We start from the raw sequence: 16,642 nt of genomic DNA on the forward strand, positions 1-16,642 counted from the left end.
GCCATCTTTTCAGTATTACGCAGAGTGACGCGCGCAGAAAATAGAGACTCAGATAAAAATAAAAAGGGCGTACATGGATGATGTACGCCCTTTTTATTTTCGCTCAAGGTGACTAGAAGGGAACTTCAATCTGCATCATCCAGTCAGCGTCGTAATATTCGTGCCAACGATAATCAAATCGCATTCTTGGCTGTCCGTCGGATTTATCACCAAAACCCACGCTAAACATCAGGCCATGACTACGGAGCCACTCTTCTGTGTCCATTTTGCTCTCTTCGTCTCGGAGCTCTTCCGGCATCCAAAAACCAAGCCCAAAATAATTCTTTTCTAGATTTTGGGTTAGGAGTGGTGTGTCTTCCGGCTTAATCGCCCACTCTTCCCAATAGTTTTCTGTTGGCCCTTCGAATTTCGCTTCCGCAGCATACCAAATCAACGCATCCGTACTTAATACGCCAATGGAATCTAAAATTTCTTCACAGATAGGAAGGGTGTTATCTTCAAACACAACAGAACGATCAGAAAAATAGTTACACGCAGAATGAGCTTGTGTGACCACAAGCAGCGCACATGCACTAAATACGGCTAATCTGACCATGAAAATCTGACCTCTCAGTTCCCAGATAATGTTTCTTTGTATAAGCCTTCGTTAAGCAACAATTCACAGACGGACGGGGTTGTGTAGGCGTTTATGTCTTCACCCGTAACCAATGCGTTACGTATATCCGTGCTTCTGACTTTTACTTTTTCAGGGCACGCCATAACAGTCCAACGTTCCATAATCTCTTCTGCTCTACTAAATTTAGCAAATTTGAAGAAATTATCAGGACCTATGACAAAAGTTATATCGGCTGTTGGGTAGATTTCTTGAATTTTTTCTAACAACGCATAGGTTGTCACACTTTGTCCGGGTTGGTACAAAGCTTGCTCTGCATCAGAACGCCGAACATTAGAAAGCCCCATATCTTTGATGAATGCATCAACCATTTTGCACCGAGTTGGGTAATCGAGCATATTCTTGCCCCAAGCGTGTGCAATGCTAGGTTCAAGTAGCACAAGGTCAAAGTGGCTCAATGACTCAATAACACTTTTGTGCCCTAAACTAGGTGGGTTAAATGCACTACCAAAAATGGCGATTTTTTTCATATCCGGTGATTACCTGGTTGAAGAGAGTTTTCTAATCTGATGATTTCGGTATGATACTACTAATCTTTACAGCTTTTGACCCTAAAGTCGTGTTTATCAGTCTCAATTGCATGGTTTATCACCATTTGAGCAAGCAGGCTTTGGTGTCTGAAATATTTGCAGGAAAAGGAACCCTAAATGGAACAATCCATCCGTGATGAAATGCGTGTACTCCCTTCAATTGATCCGCATTTTGAAATTGAACGCCGTATTGCTTTTATTAAGCGTAAGCTACAAGAAGCAGGTTGTAAGTCACTGGTGCTTGGCATTAGTGGCGGTGTTGACTCAACCACGTTAGGTCGCCTTGCCCAGCTTGCAGTAGAACAATTGAATGCGGAATCTGGTACTGACAAATATCAGTTTATCGCAGTACGTCTGCCTTACGGTGAGCAAAAAGATGAAGATGAAGCGCAACTGGCACTCTCTTTCATCAAGCCAACACACTCTGTGTCTGTGAACATTAAAGATGGTGTTGACGGTTTGCATGCGGCGACTGATACCGCGTTGCAAGGGACGGGCCTGCTTCCGACTGAAGCCGACAAAATTGATTTCGTAAAAGGTAACGTAAAAGCGCGAGCTCGTATGATTGCACAATATGAAATCGCTGGTTACGTTGGCGGCTTAGTATTGGGAACAGACCACTCAGCAGAGAACATCACCGGTTTTTACACTAAGTTTGGTGACGGCGCGTGCGACCTTGCCCCTCTATTTGGTTTAAGCAAGCGTCAAGTCCGCGAGTTGGCTGCAACATTAGGCGCACCAGAACTACTTGTTAAGAAAGTACCAACGGCAGATCTAGAAGAACTAGAGCCGCAAAAAGCAGATGAAGATGCTCTGCACTTAACTTATGAACAGATCGATGACTTCTTAGAAGGCAAACCCGTTCCGCAGCAAGTGAGTGATCGTCTGGTAGCGATTTACAAAGCAACGCAGCACAAACGTCAGCCAATCCCGACGATTTACGACTAAGCGATATTTTCCGTTCACTTTTAAACTCAAAACGCTGCTAAAGTTAGCAGCGTTTTTATTGAGAACCGGGGAGCCTTCTCGCTTAGTTTGTTACCGTCACGTCCGTCTCTGGAACAGCACAACACGCCAATACGGTTCCCATCACACGTTCCTCATCTGTCAACGCAGGCACGTCCGGATGATGTACTTGACCCGACGTAAGCTGAACCTTACACGCGCCGCATAAGCCAGCACGGCAGCTATTGCTAACAACCTTCCCTGCGTCTTCAAGCTGATCTAACAACGTTTTCTGATTATTCCCTACAACTTTCGTCCCATTAAAATCGATCGCTATGCTCTTCTCTGGTCTTGAAGTGACTGAAGATACGCCAAACGCTTCTTGATGGTAGTTTTCTTCTGGCAGCCCTTTTCTTAGTAGGAGATTTTTCGCTTTCTCCATAAAACCATCAGGACCACACACAAACACTTGGCGCTGTTCAATATCTTTGATTTGCTTAATGTGTGACAAACTTAAACGCCCTTTTAACCCAAACCAATCAACGGCAGGCTGCGTCAAGCAGATTTTCACTTCTAACCCCGGGTGCTTACGCTTTAACTGCTCCAACTCAGAGCGACAAGGAATATCATTTTCGGTACGACATTGATGGTAGAAAACCACGTTCTCCAACTGATTGTGATCCGCTAAGTAACGTACCATCGATAGCATTGGTGTTACTCCACTGCCTGCAGAGAGTAACAATAGAGGCTGCGCTTCATGAGTTTTTAGGTGGAACTGGCCATCAGGTTGTTCTGCCTCTAAAACATCACCGACTTGTAAATTGTCTAAGAGCGAATTAGAGACTCTTCCACCTGCAATACGCTTAACAGAAATAGCATAGCGACCCGGACGAGACGGACTGGATGATAGCGTATAGCGTCGACCTACTTTCTTACCATCAATATTCACTTCTATTGGCAGGTGTTGTCCTGGCAAGTAATTAGGTAAAGAACCTTTGTTTGGTTCTAACCATAAGGTCACGAAGTCTTGGGCGATTTCTTCACGCTCAACACATGTTAACGTCATGCGCACTGGCGAGTTATCTGCGTAAAACTCCGGCTCTTTGTACTCCAATACTTCAACTTTATCGCCTTGACGAATAATGCCTTCATTTCGCGCGACAAGATTCTGGCCAAAGAACACACCACCGACATCGTTTGCACGGAACTGTTGCAAGGTTTTGAGCGGCTCTTTGCTCTCACGGAATGTGCCTCTTTGGGTATTCACCGTAGTCAGGATACAGCGCTCGCAAGGTTTGAGAGACTCAAACTCTACCTCACCGATTCGTATGCGCTTCCATGAATCTTCTTCAAACGGCTTAGTATCAGAGACAACTAAGTTAGTACGAAACTGATCCATTGAATGTAGCTCTGAACTTCTTCGGTTCAGCTCATCAAGTGAAGCTTGGCTGATCACTAAAACCGGATAACCATCAGCAAAACTGACGTTTTGACCTAGCTTTTCACGGACACGATTCGATTGCTCACCACTAAACAACAACTCAACGCGCTGCCCCAACACACGACTAAACCAGTCATCTGCATCATCTGTCGTGGTATAGGCAGTAAACGTATCTTTCCAAACCGTTGCAGGTGTCTCCTGCATTTTGAAATCTTGGTAACGGATTTTAAGCGGCTCCATCCCCAAACTGCTAAACACCACTCCATCGGATAATAAGGCGGACTTAATGGTTACCATTTGCGGATACTTTCTCGCGGTAATCATAGCGCCATCAGCTTTCGCAATCATAAAACGACGATCGAAGCTCAATCCTTGCTTCTCAACCCATACGGATGACAGCGATAATCCGCCAACTGACTTAACCGGAAAAACATTAATTTGGGATAAAACGGGTTGCGACATGGCCTTCTTCCTACGGGTGTTTTTTATTTGTTGCGGTATTGTATACTCAAATCACATTAAGTTGCAGAGTCTACTGCCTCTTCATCCATCGCAACTTTCTCGAAACCATATTCTTATAAATTTGGTTTTAGTGACAAGTATTTACTACACTCAATATTCGCGTTTTTTAACACCGTTCTGACCAAATACCGTTTGATAAAGTGTGATACGACACACATAATTCACCCAAGTTATCACTACTCCCATTTATCGATTTGGAGCTTAATTATGGATACAAGAAAACTGGTTCTGATTTTGTTATGTATCTTTCTTCCGCCTGTCGCGGTGTTTATGGAGAAAGGTCTAAATAAAGACTTTTTGATTAACCTAATATTGACGTGTTTCTTCTTTCTGCCGGGTACGATCCACGCGCTTTGGTTAACAATGAAGTAATCACTTACACTCTCACTCTGTAGAAAAGTGAAAAATGGGATGAAATGTGAGGGCAATTCCTCTATCATCCTGTCGCCTAAGCGCAAGCGTTTGCTCAAAAGCAAATACGGCGCTTGGGCTCCAATCAGACAACTTTTCAATGGTGGGAGCAATTAATGACAACACTGACAATCACTCGTCCTGACGACTGGCACGTTCACTTACGCGATGGGGAAGTTCTTAAAGACACCGTTCGCGACATCAGCCGCTACAATGGCCGTGCGCTGATCATGCCAAATACCGTCCCACCAGTTACTACAACTGAGCTCGCCCTAGCCTACCGTGACCGAATTCTAAAAGAGCAACATGGCGAACAGTTTGAACCTTTGATGGCGCTTTACCTCACAGACAACACCACACCAGATGAAATACGTAAGGCTAAAGCCACCGGAAACATTGTTGCTGCCAAGCTTTATCCTGCTGGAGCTACCACAAACTCAGATTCCGGTGTGACCAATGCGAAGAACATTTACCACGTTCTCGAAGCGATGGAAGAAGTCGGAATGTTACTTTTGGTTCATGGCGAAGTAACACATCACGATGTTGATATCTTCGACCGAGAGAAAGAATTCCTTGATACTGTCCTCGCTCCTATCGTCAATGACTTCCCTAATCTTAAAATCGTTCTAGAACACATCACTACCGCCGACGCAGCAAACTTCGTTAATAACGCCTCAGATAACGTAGCTGCTACCATCACTGCTCACCATCTTCTTTTCAACCGTAACCATATGCTTGTGGGTGGTATTAAACCTCATTTCTACTGTTTGCCAATTCTTAAGCGCGGAACCCACCAGCAAGCGCTGATCGAAGCAGCAACTAGTGGTAGCAAGAAGTTTTTCCTAGGTACAGACTCGGCACCACATGCGAAAGGGGCAAAAGAGTCAGCTTGCGGTTGTGCTGGTTCTTACACCGCACACGCAGCGCTAGAGCTTTATGCAGAAGTATTCGAGAATGAAGGCAAGCTGGAAAACTTGGAAGCGTTTGCAAGCTTCAATGGTCCTGATTTTTACGGCATTGCGCGCAACACAGATACGGTAACGTTAGAAAAATCCGCTTGGGATGTGCCGGAAACGATGCCATTTGGCAATGATATCGTTGTGCCTATTCGAGCAAATGAACAGATCGAATGGAAAGTGAAGTAAGTACTTTACTGACGTTCCATCCATAAAAGAGGGTCATGCCTTTCTGTGAAAAGAAGTCATGACCCTTGTTGTTCTTGTCTTGTTTTGAGCTGTGATTATTAGTGGCCGCGAATTTTTTCTACAGCAGTCCACACAGCAACCACAATCAAACCCGCCACAAAGCCGATAATGCCGTTAAGCAAAATAGGCAGAATCGCTGTAGCAACCGAATGACCACTAAAGTTCATAATAATCGGCTCTACAAAGTGATGAATGGCAGGCACGTTGTGCACTACAATCCCCCCACCGACTAAAAACATCGCGGCAGTACCCACAATCGTTAACAACTTCATCAGCTTTGGTGCAAAAGCAACTAAAGCACTGCCGACTTTCGCCATCCAGCCCTTACCTTTTGAGCGAATTTCAAGGTAGAAGCCCAAGTCATCCAATTTCACGATGCCTGCTACTAAGCCATAAACACCAATGGTCATGATGACTGCAATTAAGCTCACCACTAAGATTTGCGTCACAAGGCTCGCCCCAGTCACGGTACCTAACGCAATCACAATGATTTCCGCTGAAAGAATAAAGTCCGTTCGAATCGCACCAGCAACTTTGCGTTTTTCATACTCTTCTATCGACTCGCCAGTATTAACTAACTCTTCTTTTTCTTCGTGCGGATGGGAGTGAGGGAAGACTTTCTCAAGCACCTTTTCTGCCCCTTCAAAGCAGAGAAACAAGCCGCCAATTAGCAATAGTGGCATGATAAGCCATGGAATAATCGCGCTAATTAGCAATGCTGAAGGAACTAAAATCAATTTGTTTTTGAACGAGCCTTTCGCAACCGCCCAAACCACTGGAATTTCTCGCTCAGATGCAACACCAGACACTTGTTGAGCGTTTAACGCTAGGTCATCACCCAACACACCTGCGGTTTTCTTTGCCGCCATTTTCGACATTAAGGCGACATCGTCGAGTACCGTGGCAATATCATCCAACAGTGTGAGTAAACTTGCTCCAGCCATTTTTTGTCTCTTATATGAAATTGAGTAAGTAACAAAATGTAACACCAATAAATCACTCATCAAAGTGATGATTTTGCAAAGAATACTATCCCAAATGGTGTTTTATATTGCCGTTAAGATAAGACAGGTCTAGTCTTGTGATACCTTTCAGCAGTCAAAAGAAAAAGTATAGATGAAAAGTGGATACATTTACCCAATCGGTACCCCTGGCCAACCTTGGAGCGAAGAAGAACGTAAAGCTTGGTTAGCAACGCAAGAAGTAAAACGTAGCTACCAAGATGAAGTCGTCAGTAAAATCGATGCCCTACGCGAGCGTTTTGATGTTGAACAATACGGTGCGCTCTCATACAACGAGGCACGTTTCCCTCTATTTTGTATCAAAACACGCAATTGGGATTCAACGAAGCCTATTGTGTTGGTCACAGGCGGCGTACACGGTTACGAAACCAGCGGTGTACATGGCGCATTAAAGTTTGTAGAAACGGAAGCAGAGCGCTATGCAGAGCATTTCAATATTGTCGTTGCACCCTGCGTAAGCCCTTGGGGTTACGAGGTGATCAACCGCTGGAATCCAAACGCGATTGATCCAAACCGCTCTTTCTATAAGGATAGCCCCGCCGAAGAATCCGCCAACCTCATGAAGCTCGTTGCGACATTAGGCGATGTATTAATGCACATTGATTTGCACGAGACGACAGACTCCGATGAAACAGAGTTCCGTCCTGCGCTTGCCGCTCGTGATGGCATTGAGTACATCGAGGGCATGATCCCAGACGGTTTTTACACAGTTGGAGATAGTGAAAATCCTCAACCCGAGTTTCAAAAAGCGGTGATTGAATCGGTTGCGAAAGTGACTCACATTGCACCTGCAGATGAAAATGGCGAAATCATTGGTTCACCAGTCGTACAGTTTGGCGTTATCAACTACCCAATGGTGAAGCTGGGTCTGTGTGGCGGCGTAACAAATTGCGTTTACGGCACGACAACGGAAGTGTACCCAGACAGCCCAACGGTGACCGACGAAGAGTGCAACGATGCGCAAGTTGCAGCCGTGGTCGGTGGTCTGAATTACGTTCTGGCTCAGTTATAATAAGCGGTTCTTATATTGCTCCGGTGTCATGCCGGAGTATTTCTTAAACATCGCGATAAAAGGACTAGCTTGGTTATAACCTAACGTCAACGCGACTTCTTTCACGGTCTGCCCTTTACGCAGCAACTCCATAGAATGCAAATAGCGTACACGTAAACGCCACTCAGTAAAGCTCATGCCCAACTCACTCTGGCAGTGTCTCGCCAACGTGCGTTCTGTGGTATGCACTTTTTCCGCCCACTCCGCCAAACTGATCTCATCCGTCGGCGATTCTTCTACTGCTTTTAAGATTGGTTCAAGATACTTATTGTCGGTTGTCGGTAAAAAGTGGTGTTCCACTTCTTGCTTTGCGAGCTGGTCTAATAACACTTGTACCAAGCGCTTGTCTTCATCACTTTGCGCCACGTTAATGTCTCGTTGACGAAAGTCCTCAATAATTGACGACACGATTGGAGTCACTTTGATCAGACTCGTTTTGGTAGGAAAGTGCGCCGTCAATTCAGGGGCAATGTTCAAAGAACAATATTCGATAGGTTTACGGTTGTAACTAGTATGACGGATTCCAGCAGGAACCCAAATTGCAAGATGCGGAGGCGCTAGAAATCTTGTATCTTCTGCATCCATCTCTAGGATCCCACCGCTGATCAGCTGCACTTGCCCCCAAGGATGGCTATGAATTCGTGTTTCTGTATTAGAGAGAAAGGCTTCAAAATTCATAAATACATCCGATGGTGCGCGGTCGATTGATAATGAGGGATGAAGATTTCTGGCGCTCTTTTTCAAAATTGTCTTCCTATCGCTTACGATGTCTTTTAAGAGATACTTTTTATTATAAAGACCTGCCAGACTAGCGCCATCAATAATTGTGCTATAGGGTTCTCATGATTTATTTACTTCCGTTTTTCACCGTTATGATTTGGGGTGGTAACTCAATTGTGAATAAGATGGCAGCAAGCGCCATTGAACCAAGTGCGATGAGTTTCTATCGTTGGTTTGTCGCAATGGTACTTCTAACTCCATTTTGTCTGCCTGCGATCATCAAACAACGACACATTATTCGACCTTACTTAGCTAAGTTGGCGTTTCTTGCGTTACTTGGTATGGTGCTCAACCAATCACTTGGCTACTACGCTGGTTTAACGACAACGGCTTCCAACATGGCACTGATTACCTCTTTGGTTCCTTTGATCAGTGTGTTTTTAAGTGTTCCTCTGTTAGGCAAGTCTGTATCAATGTTAAGTATCGTCGGTGGTGTGATTTCGCTCGGCGGCTTGGCGTTTATGCTTGGTCATGGTGATATCACCTACTTTTTACATCAAGACATGACCCAAGGTGATAGCCTTATGCTGATTGCAGCCATGGTATACGCGGCTTATTGCGTGCTGCTAAAACGCTGGAAGATGCCTTTCAGTAGTTTGACTCTGGTTTACATGCAAGGCTTCTTCTCGGTTGTGATGCTTACACCACTTTGGCTCTCTAGTGAGCAACTGTTACCAAGCCAAGACGCGCTACCATTAATCGCCTATGCTGGCATTGCGGCTTCCATTTTTGCGCCGTTAATGTGGGTGAAAGCGATTGATTCAATTGGCGCTGATTCAAGTGCCATGTTCATGAACTTAATGCCCGTGGTTTCTGTCGTACTTGCTTCAACGTTGATTGGTGAGAAAATTTACGCTTACCACATTATTGGCGGGCTGTTAGTCATCTCTGGCGTTATCCTGTCGCAAATAAAAATACGACACAGAAAGCCATTGCCCAATTCCGAGATTGCCTCCACCGCCAATTAATCCCAGTTCCCCAAGCCACAGAACTACGCTGTGGCTTTTTGTTTTCAGCGTTCGAATAAAAGTTAATATTTTGTTTCATTCTCTATTCCCGAAAATTCATCTTGCTGCTAAATTGGGAAAACAATAACCCATCAAGGAAAGACAGATGAGCAGTGGTCAAAGAGACATTACCCTTCGCTTTTTAGCAGAACCCAGTGACGTCAATTTCGGCGGAAAAGTGCACGGCGGCGCCGTAATGAAATGGATCGACTTAGCAGCCTACGCCTGCTCTGCAGCGTGGAGTGGCAAATATTGCATTACTGCATACGCAGGTGGTATTCGTTTTGTTGCGCCGATTCATGTCGGCAACTTAGTCGAAGTTAGCGCGAAAGTCATTTATACCGGACGAAGCTCAATGCACATCGCGATTGACGTGCAAGCCAGTGACCCAAAACAAATGAAAAACAGACTCACCACCCACTGTATCGTTATTATGGTTGCTGTAGATGAGAACGGAAAACCAACCGACGTGCCGAAATGGGTTCCAGAATCTGATGAAGATAAAGCCTTGGAGCAATCCGCGATCCGCCTTATGAACATGCGCAAAGAAATCGGGGAAGAGATGGAAGCGCACGTAAAGTATCTCAAGTAACCTACATCCGTTAAGAACGCTATTGACTACCTCAACGTTACTTATAACCAGAGTGTGGAGCAACATCATGGTTTTGCCATTTGCTTCACACTCGGCCTCCTCTGTCATAAATCCTTCACCTAGCTTTGCTTAAATCCTTCCACTATTTTGGAGTTGGATAGAGTTTGGATCTTGAGACTAAAAGAAACGACCTTAAGTGAAGAGACGTTGACCAATTTAAAAGCGGTCGAGTACCAGTGGGTAAGAACCATGTACGTCGAGGGGTATAACGAAACAGAAATTAACCATTACATTCAAACCTGCTTTGGCGGTGATGTCACCTTTGCAAATTTATTTCGTCGCGTCGCACTACAGCAAGAAAGCTTATACACGCTGCTTCAATACGTTGGATGTGCCCCCTCCAGTCGAGAGTTTTAATCCTTACCTACCTCAATTTTACTGATACCTGAACTCAAGGTTATTTATGTGAAGTGCTACGCAGGGCATTCTCCTAGCCCTGTGTAATCCATTGCAAAGCCGCTAATCTTTATCTGCTTATTGAACAACTGTATTTAACAGGTATAAAAAAACCTGAGTCTAAACTCAGGTTATGGTTACAAGAAACTGTTAGTGATTGAATCGTAAGGAACTAAGCTAACAGCCAGCTATGCGTAACGCCAAGAAAAGCCAAGATATTACTGATCGGCGGCCAAACCAAAATTGTAATATCCGTGCTACGTATAAGGGCGACCATGTGGTCGCCCTTTTCTAGTTATTCTTATCAATCTCAGACCACAAGAGATTATCCTTTCACACCACCAGCGGTTAGACCACCAACCAACCAGCGTTGAGCAAGTAAGAATACGGCAGTGATTGGCACTGCTGAAAGTACAGCAGCTGCTGCAAAGTCACCCCACAAGTAATTTTGTGGATATAGGTATTGCTGCATACCCACTGCAAGTGTGTACGAGTCTACATCAGAAAGTAGTAGTGATGCTACAGGAACTTCACCAATTACCATGATGAACGACAAGATGAATACTACCGCTAGGATTGGCACAGACAATGGAAGCAATACCAAACGGAATGCTTGCCATGGTGTCGCACCATCTAGTGCCGCCGCTTCTTCTAACGAAGAGTCAATACTTTCGAAGTAGCCTTTAATCGTCCAAACGTGCAGTGCGATACCACCTAAATAAGCGAATATCAGACCGCCGTGCGTGTTCAGACCAAGGAATGGGATGTACTGACCCAATTTGTCGAACAACGCGTATAGAGCAACCAATGCCAATACCGCAGGGAACATTTGGAAGATCATCATCGCTTTTAGGATAGTGTTCTTACCTTTGAACTTCATACGAGCAAACGCATAAGCTGATGTGGTTGATAGCGCCACGATTAGGATTGCAGAAATACCACCCACTTTTACTGAGTTCCACAGCCATGTCATGACTGGGAATGGTGGCGGTGTAACTGTACCGTCTGGGTTAGTCACCGAGAAACCTAATGCCAATTTCCAGTGATCAAGCGTTGGGTTGTCTGGGATCAGGCTACCCGTTGCAAAGTTACCTTCACGGAATGAAATCGCGATGATCATCAGTAAAGGGAAAATAATCAGTGCCAAGAATGCCCACATCGCAATATGAGTAGCCCAAACACGATACTTTAATGACTTACCTTGTACCATTGCCATTGTAATCTCTCCTTAGTCCTGAGCTACTTTAGTTACGCGTAGGTTGATAAGTGCCAATGCGCCAACCAATAGGAAGATAAGTGTTGCTACTGCACTTGCTAGACCGAAGTCTTGACCGCCCGCACCTTCGAATGCGATTCGGTAGGTGTAACTTACCAATAGGTCAGTGTAACCCGCAGGTTCTGACGTACCAATCATGTTTGGACCACCGCCTGTCAACAACTGGATAAGCACGAAGTTGTTGAAGTTGAAGGCAAAGCTCGCAATCAACAGTGGTGTTAACGGCTTCAACATCATTGGTAGCGTGATACGAGTAAAGTTAGTAATAAAGTTCGCACCATCAATTGCTGACGCTTCATATAAATCATCAGGAATCGCTTTTAGTAGACCCATACATAGAATCATCATGTAAGGGAAACCAAGCCACGTGTTCACAATCAGGATCATGGTTTTCGCCATGAACGGGTCTGAGAACCAAGCTGGGCTAATACCGAACAAACCTTCCAGAAGCATGTTGATCTCACCAAAGCTTTGGTTAAACAAACCTTTAAAGATCAAGATAGAAATAAACGCCGGTACCGCATAAGGCAGAATCAGTAAGAGTCGGTAAACCGAGCGGCCTTTTAATGCTTCCCACTGAACAACACTTGCTAGAACAAGACCAATTACAAGCGTAAATAGTACGGTGAGTGCTGAGAACACAATCGTCCAGATAAAGATACTGATAAACGGCTCTTTGATGCCATCATCTTTCCACACACGCTCAAAGTTGTGTGTGCCAATGTTCACCACAAAGCCAGGAGACACTGTGCTACCAACAAACTGACCGTTTTCATCGACAGGTTGGTAGTAACCTACTTCCATATTTGGACGTAACGTCTCTTCAGTACGATTGTTGTAAAGCGTTTCGCCGTCTTCTTGCAGCGTGTACAAAGGCACAACTGCCGCAAACTTACGTAACCCGCTCATGCGGATGTCTTCACCGCTCGGCAGATGCAAATCAACACTGCTCAACGTATTACGGCTCTTAACAATCGTCTTGATTGATTCTTTCTCGCCCGTAGCTTCTTCAATTGGCGACAGGTCAAGATCCGATGCTGAAAGGCTATCTAGTTGAAAAGTGGGCGTAGCAAGTAGCTCACCATCTTTTTCAACCACAAGCTGATGTCCTTGATCCGTTTTATATAAAGTGAACGGGTAGCTATCACCACTTTGATAAGTTCTGTCCAAAAGTACGCTCTGCGCACGATCAAAAGAGAGTTGGTTTTTCGCGCTGTAGTTGGTAAACGCCAAACCTATGGTGTACGCCAGAGGGAAAAGAATGAAAAGGATCATCCCTGCGATACCAGGGTAGATGTAACGGTGTGCGTACGTCTTTTTACTACCAAAGATGAACAACGCTAAAGCGGTAAGAATGATCGTAAGTAGTGCAAACGCAATCTCACCGCGTGAATACATAAGGATTGTTGCGTAGCCATTGATAATGCCGACTGTGCCTAAAAGTGACCATTTCATGAACACTTTTTTGCTGCTCGGAAGGCTGGCTTCTGGTGCTGTCATAGCATTTGTACCTTGAACTGACTGCATAGGGAACCTGCTAGCGAATATAGAATAAATATAGAAAAGTAAGGAGGAGTTGCCTCCTCCTTAAAAAGGTCTTACTTAATTATTTAGTCATTTGTTTTTCTGCGTCTGCCAATGCTGCATCGACAGTTTGACGACCATCAACTACGTTGATGATTGCGTTCTTAGCCGCGCCCCAGAATGCGTTCATTTGAGGAATGTTTGGCATAATTTCGCCGTTCATCGCGTTATCCATAGTCGCAGCGATACGAGTATCTGAATCTAGTTCACGTTGGAACGAGTTAAGCGCTACCGCACCTAGAGGCTTATCGTTGTTAACCATACGTAGGCCGTCGTTTGTTAGTAGGTAGTTCTCAATGAACTCAACAGCTAGGTCTTTGTTTGGAGACGCAGTGCTGATACCAGCCGTTAGAACACCAACGAATGGCTTAGAAGATTGACCTTGGAACTTAGGTAGCGTAGTCACGCCGTAGTTAACGCCAGACTTCTCGATGTTGCCCCAAGACCATGGACCGTTGATCGTCATCGCTGTCTTGCCTTGGTTGAATGCAGACTCAGATACTGAGTAGTCCATATCTGCAGAGATCACGCCTTTGTCTACCAAGCCTTTTACGAAGCTCATTGCGTCTTTAACGCCTTCTTTCGCGATACCAGCGTCTTTAACATCGTAACCTTCAGAAGTGTATTTGAACGCGTAGCCGCCATCAGCAGCCATTAGTGGCCAAGTGAAGTACGGTTCTTTTAGGTTCCACATGATTGCAGACTTGCCGTCTTTTTTAAGTTTTGCATCTAGCGCTGCAACTTCTTCCCAAGACTTCGGTGGGTTTGGAACTAGGTCTTTGTTGTAGATTAGAGATAGAGACTCAACCGCAACTGGGTAGCCGATCAATTTGCCATCGTAACGTACAGCATCCCAAGCGAAATCAACAATACCTTCTTGAATGTTCTTAGAAGGTTTAATTTCTGCTAGCAGGCCTGCTTCTGCGTAACCACCGAAACGGTCGTGAGCCCAGAATACGATGTCAGGACCGTCACCAGTCGCTGCAGTTTGAGGGAATTTGTCTTGAAGGCCATCTGGGTGAGCCACTGTCACTTTAATGCCAGTATCTTCTTCGAATTTTTTACCAACTTCAGCAAGGCCGTTGTAACCTTTGTCGCCGTTGATCCAGATAGTAAGTTGTCCTTCTTCGATGGCAGCATTAGCACCAAAAGAACCCAAAGCAACAAGAGTACCTAGTGCTACAGCGCTTAACTTTTTCATGTTCGTATCCTTTTTATATTTTTGATGTAGGGCTAGTCCATTGAGGTTCAGCCGTATTTCGACATATATCATCTGAAATAATCCAATATGTCTCATCCTCCTAATCCCTACGCCCTTACAATTATGACGTATTTTCGTGATCTAAATCGCCAAGGGTAAGAGACTCAAATCACAAAACAGATACTTCCTGTGATCGGTTTCAACTTTAGGTGGTGCAATAATGTGATTTCCGACCAACTGCTTTATTCCTCCTCCTTTTTTACTCCTCCCTACCTACTCCCCCTACAATTATTTCTATTAGGAGGATGTCGCACCTCGCACAATCTTACAAACTTCAGTCATCCAAGAGTGGATGGTAAGAACCCTTTCCCAGCAGTGCCTACGTATTAGGAAAAAGATTTGCTGGTTTTGCATTGCCAGACGAGTGGAATGTCATTATTGGTGTTGTTTGTGGTAATTATTTCACGGGGGAGACAACACGAATAATGTGGGGGAGAGAAACTCGTACTTGGCTATGATGGGTAGCACTTCTATTCAGGACATTTTATTGAAGTGCTACCCTACTTTTCTTACCAACCGCAATAACTTACCGATTCCTACTGTTACTGCTCGCTAGATAATTCATATAATGATGAGCGGTGAATAATAAAAAATTGATCGAGGACGAGCTACATGGCGAGTGTCACGTTAAAAAATGTTTGTAAAGCGTATGGCGACGTACTGATTTCTAAGAACGTAGACCTAACAATCAACGAAGGTGAATTTGTTGTTTTCGTAGGTCCATCAGGTTGTGGTAAATCTACCCTTTTACGTTGTATTGCCGGTCTTGAAGACATTACTTCAGGTGATTTGTATATTGGTGACCAGCGCATGAATGACGTCGAACCATCCAAACGTGGTGTTGGTATGGTATTCCAGTCTTACGCTCTTTACCCACACCTTAACTTATATGACAACATGTCATTTGGCTTAAAATTAGCAAAAGCAGACAAAGCAGAAATCGACAAACGTGTTGAGCAAGCTGCAGAAATTCTACAACTGGGTCACTTACTTGAACGCCAACCAAAAGCGCTTTCAGGTGGCCAGCGTCAACGTGTGGCTATCGGTCGAACACTGGTATCGCAACCTAATGTATTCCTTCTAGATGAACCACTATCAAACTTGGATGCCGCACTGCGTGTAAACATGCGTGCGCAAATCACTAAGCTACAACGTCAACTTGGTTGTACCATGATCTACGTAACGCACGATCAGGTAGAAGCAATGACAATGGCAGATAAAATCGTTGTACTAGACGGCGGTTATGTATCGCAAGTTGGTAAGCCACTTGAACTTTACCATTACCCACAAAACCGCTTTGTAGCAGGCTTTATCGGTTCTCCGAAAATGAACTTCATGAGCGTATTCATTGATGAAGTAGAAGCAGAGCGCGTCAAAGTTCAACTATCTAATGGCGTATCTTTCTGGATTCCAGTGGATGGCACGACGGTTAACCGTGGCGACCGCATGTCTTTAGGCATTCGCCCTGAGCACCTATTATCCGCTTCTGAAGCTGATGCAAGCATTCACGGTGAAGTGATGATTGTTGAGAAGCTAGGTAACGAAACTCAAGTATACCTAAACCTAGAAGGTGCGGACGCGGACGTTATTTTCCGTCAGCCTGACACGCTCGCAGTCGATACCGGCGATAAAATCGAGATTGGTATTCCAGCACACCGTTGTCACCTGTTCCACAGTGATGGTCGTGCATGCCGCCGCCTATACAAAGAAAACGGCGTAGAAGTCGAATAATTTTTTCGTCCTGATTCACAATAAATCCCTCTCACTTGAGAGGGATTTTTTTATCCTAATAAATATAAGTAATTCGATACTAAATCATTAATCGTTAACCCATAAGATCACCCGTTTCTTCTACCTTTACATAAACCATTGTCTTTGTACTGATA

The 16,642-nt window shown here is 44.6% G+C and carries 16 protein-coding genes; 8 read left to right on the forward strand and 8 right to left on the reverse strand.

Annotated elements, in window-relative coordinates; translation table 11 throughout:
- Positions 1-112: 112 nt before the first annotated feature.
- Both L3V27_RS05720 and L3V27_RS05725 read right to left on the reverse strand, forming a co-directional pair.
- Positions 113-595 carry a hypothetical protein gene (locus L3V27_RS05720; RefSeq protein WP_006742203.1) on the reverse strand — a complete coding sequence of 161 codons (483 nt, stop codon included), beginning with the start codon at positions 593-595 and terminating at the stop codon, positions 113-115.
- A gap of 14 nt (positions 596-609) precedes the next feature.
- Complete coding sequence (locus L3V27_RS05725) at positions 610-1,143, reverse strand: nicotinate-nicotinamide nucleotide adenylyltransferase (RefSeq protein ID WP_048625315.1); 534 nt, start codon at positions 1,141-1,143, stop codon at positions 610-612.
- 177 nt (positions 1,144-1,320) lie between these two features.
- Between L3V27_RS05725 and nadE the strand changes: the two genes are divergently transcribed.
- The gene (nadE, locus tag L3V27_RS05730; RefSeq protein WP_237311264.1) at positions 1,321-2,151 is read left to right on the forward strand and encodes an ammonia-dependent NAD(+) synthetase; all 831 of its coding nucleotides are present in this window, start codon (positions 1,321-1,323) and stop codon (positions 2,149-2,151) included.
- A gap of 82 nt (positions 2,152-2,233) precedes the next feature.
- On the opposite strand, the gene L3V27_RS05735 is transcribed toward nadE, so the two are convergent.
- Positions 2,234-4,051: a hybrid-cluster NAD(P)-dependent oxidoreductase gene (locus L3V27_RS05735; protein ID WP_237311265.1), complete on the reverse strand. Its 1,818-nt coding sequence runs from the start codon at positions 4,049-4,051 to the stop codon at positions 2,234-2,236.
- 267 nt (positions 4,052-4,318) lie between these two features.
- Between L3V27_RS05735 and L3V27_RS05740 the strand changes: the two genes are divergently transcribed.
- On the forward strand, positions 4,319-4,483 hold the full coding sequence (locus L3V27_RS05740) for a YqaE/Pmp3 family membrane protein (protein ID WP_005375297.1): 165 nt from the start codon (positions 4,319-4,321) through the stop codon (positions 4,481-4,483).
- A gap of 155 nt (positions 4,484-4,638) precedes the next feature.
- Entirely contained in the window at positions 4,639-5,667 is a 1,029-nt protein-coding gene (pyrC, locus tag L3V27_RS05745; RefSeq protein ID WP_237311266.1) for a dihydroorotase, read from the forward strand.
- 98 nt (positions 5,668-5,765) lie between these two features.
- Here pyrC and L3V27_RS05750 read toward each other — a convergent pair whose 3' ends face one another.
- The gene (locus L3V27_RS05750) at positions 5,766-6,671 is read right to left on the reverse strand and encodes a DUF808 domain-containing protein (RefSeq protein WP_046873771.1); all 906 of its coding nucleotides are present in this window, start codon (positions 6,669-6,671) and stop codon (positions 5,766-5,768) included.
- Positions 6,672-6,843: 172 nt separating this feature from the next.
- Between L3V27_RS05750 and L3V27_RS05755 the strand changes: the two genes are divergently transcribed.
- Entirely contained in the window at positions 6,844-7,761 is a 918-nt protein-coding gene (locus L3V27_RS05755) for a M14 family metallocarboxypeptidase (RefSeq protein ID WP_150917767.1), read from the forward strand.
- Here L3V27_RS05755 and L3V27_RS05760 read toward each other — a convergent pair.
- Positions 7,756-8,544: a helix-turn-helix transcriptional regulator gene (locus tag L3V27_RS05760; protein ID WP_048625321.1), complete on the reverse strand. Its 789-nt coding sequence runs from the start codon at positions 8,542-8,544 to the stop codon at positions 7,756-7,758. The two genes, L3V27_RS05755 and L3V27_RS05760, sit on opposite strands and share 6 nt — an antisense overlap.
- 98 nt (positions 8,545-8,642) lie before the next feature.
- Between L3V27_RS05760 and L3V27_RS05765 the strand changes: the two genes are divergently transcribed.
- The 3 genes from L3V27_RS05765 to L3V27_RS05775 all read left to right on the forward strand — a co-directional run bounded on the left by L3V27_RS05765 (position 8,643) and on the right by L3V27_RS05775 (position 10,596).
- The gene (locus L3V27_RS05765) at positions 8,643-9,548 is read left to right on the forward strand and encodes a DMT family transporter (RefSeq protein ID WP_046873773.1); all 906 of its coding nucleotides are present in this window, start codon (positions 8,643-8,645) and stop codon (positions 9,546-9,548) included.
- 145 nt (positions 9,549-9,693) lie between these two features.
- A complete protein-coding gene (locus L3V27_RS05770) occupies positions 9,694-10,179 on the forward strand; it encodes an acyl-CoA thioesterase (protein ID WP_005392490.1) in 486 nt (161 codons plus the stop codon).
- Between the two features lie 171 nt (positions 10,180-10,350).
- Complete coding sequence (locus L3V27_RS05775) at positions 10,351-10,596, forward strand: hypothetical protein (RefSeq protein ID WP_005375277.1); 246 nt, start codon at positions 10,351-10,353, stop codon at positions 10,594-10,596.
- A gap of 364 nt (positions 10,597-10,960) precedes the next feature.
- Here the strand turns inward: L3V27_RS05775 and malG are convergent, their stop codons facing one another.
- The 3 genes from malG to malE all read right to left on the reverse strand — a co-directional run bounded on the left by malG (position 10,961) and on the right by malE (position 14,696).
- Positions 10,961-11,851: a maltose ABC transporter permease MalG gene (gene malG / locus L3V27_RS05780; protein WP_005375275.1), complete on the reverse strand. Its 891-nt coding sequence runs from the start codon at positions 11,849-11,851 to the stop codon at positions 10,961-10,963.
- 12 nt (positions 11,852-11,863) lie between these two features.
- Entirely contained in the window at positions 11,864-13,438 is a 1,575-nt protein-coding gene (gene malF, locus L3V27_RS05785; RefSeq protein WP_031780258.1) for a maltose ABC transporter permease MalF, read from the reverse strand.
- 79 nt (positions 13,439-13,517) lie between these two features.
- A complete protein-coding gene (gene malE, locus L3V27_RS05790; RefSeq protein WP_005375272.1) occupies positions 13,518-14,696 on the reverse strand; it encodes a maltose/maltodextrin ABC transporter substrate-binding protein MalE in 1,179 nt (392 codons plus the stop codon).
- Positions 14,697-15,368: 672 nt separating this feature from the next.
- Between malE and malK the strand changes: the two genes are divergently transcribed.
- Positions 15,369-16,487 carry a maltose/maltodextrin ABC transporter ATP-binding protein MalK gene (gene malK / locus L3V27_RS05795; RefSeq protein WP_005375271.1) on the forward strand — a complete coding sequence of 373 codons (1,119 nt, stop codon included), beginning with the start codon at positions 15,369-15,371 and terminating at the stop codon, positions 16,485-16,487.
- The last annotated feature ends 155 nt before the right edge of the window (positions 16,488-16,642 follow it).

The organism is Vibrio sp. J2-3(2022) (assembly GCF_021725735.1).
GTDB lineage: Bacteria > Pseudomonadota > Gammaproteobacteria > Enterobacterales > Vibrionaceae > Vibrio > Vibrio diabolicus.

Coding starts and splice junctions, on each gene's coding strand:
- L3V27_RS05720 (WP_006742203.1), bottom strand. CDS start 595: ATGGTCAGATTAGCCGTATTTAGTGCATGTGCGCTGCTTGTGGTCACA.
- L3V27_RS05725 (WP_048625315.1), bottom strand. CDS start 1,143: ATGAAAAAAATCGCCATTTTTGGTAGTGCATTTAACCCACCTAGTTTA.
- nadE (WP_237311264.1), top strand. CDS start 1,321: ATGGAACAATCCATCCGTGATGAAATGCGTGTACTCCCTTCAATTGAT.
- L3V27_RS05735 (WP_237311265.1), bottom strand. CDS start 4,051: ATGTCGCAACCCGTTTTATCCCAAATTAATGTTTTTCCGGTTAAGTCA.
- L3V27_RS05740 (WP_005375297.1), top strand. CDS start 4,319: ATGGATACAAGAAAACTGGTTCTGATTTTGTTATGTATCTTTCTTCCG.
- pyrC (WP_237311266.1), top strand. CDS start 4,639: ATGACAACACTGACAATCACTCGTCCTGACGACTGGCACGTTCACTTA.
- L3V27_RS05750 (WP_046873771.1), bottom strand. CDS start 6,671: ATGGCTGGAGCAAGTTTACTCACACTGTTGGATGATATTGCCACGGTA.
- L3V27_RS05755 (WP_150917767.1), top strand. CDS start 6,844: ATGAAAAGTGGATACATTTACCCAATCGGTACCCCTGGCCAACCTTGG.
- L3V27_RS05765 (WP_046873773.1), top strand. CDS start 8,643: ATGATTTATTTACTTCCGTTTTTCACCGTTATGATTTGGGGTGGTAAC.
- L3V27_RS05770 (WP_005392490.1), top strand. CDS start 9,694: ATGAGCAGTGGTCAAAGAGACATTACCCTTCGCTTTTTAGCAGAACCC.
- malG (WP_005375275.1), bottom strand. CDS start 11,851: ATGGCAATGGTACAAGGTAAGTCATTAAAGTATCGTGTTTGGGCTACT.
- malF (WP_031780258.1), bottom strand. CDS start 13,438: ATGCAGTCAGTTCAAGGTACAAATGCTATGACAGCACCAGAAGCCAGC.
- malE (WP_005375272.1), bottom strand. CDS start 14,696: ATGAAAAAGTTAAGCGCTGTAGCACTAGGTACTCTTGTTGCTTTGGGT.
- malK (WP_005375271.1), top strand. CDS start 15,369: ATGGCGAGTGTCACGTTAAAAAATGTTTGTAAAGCGTATGGCGACGTA.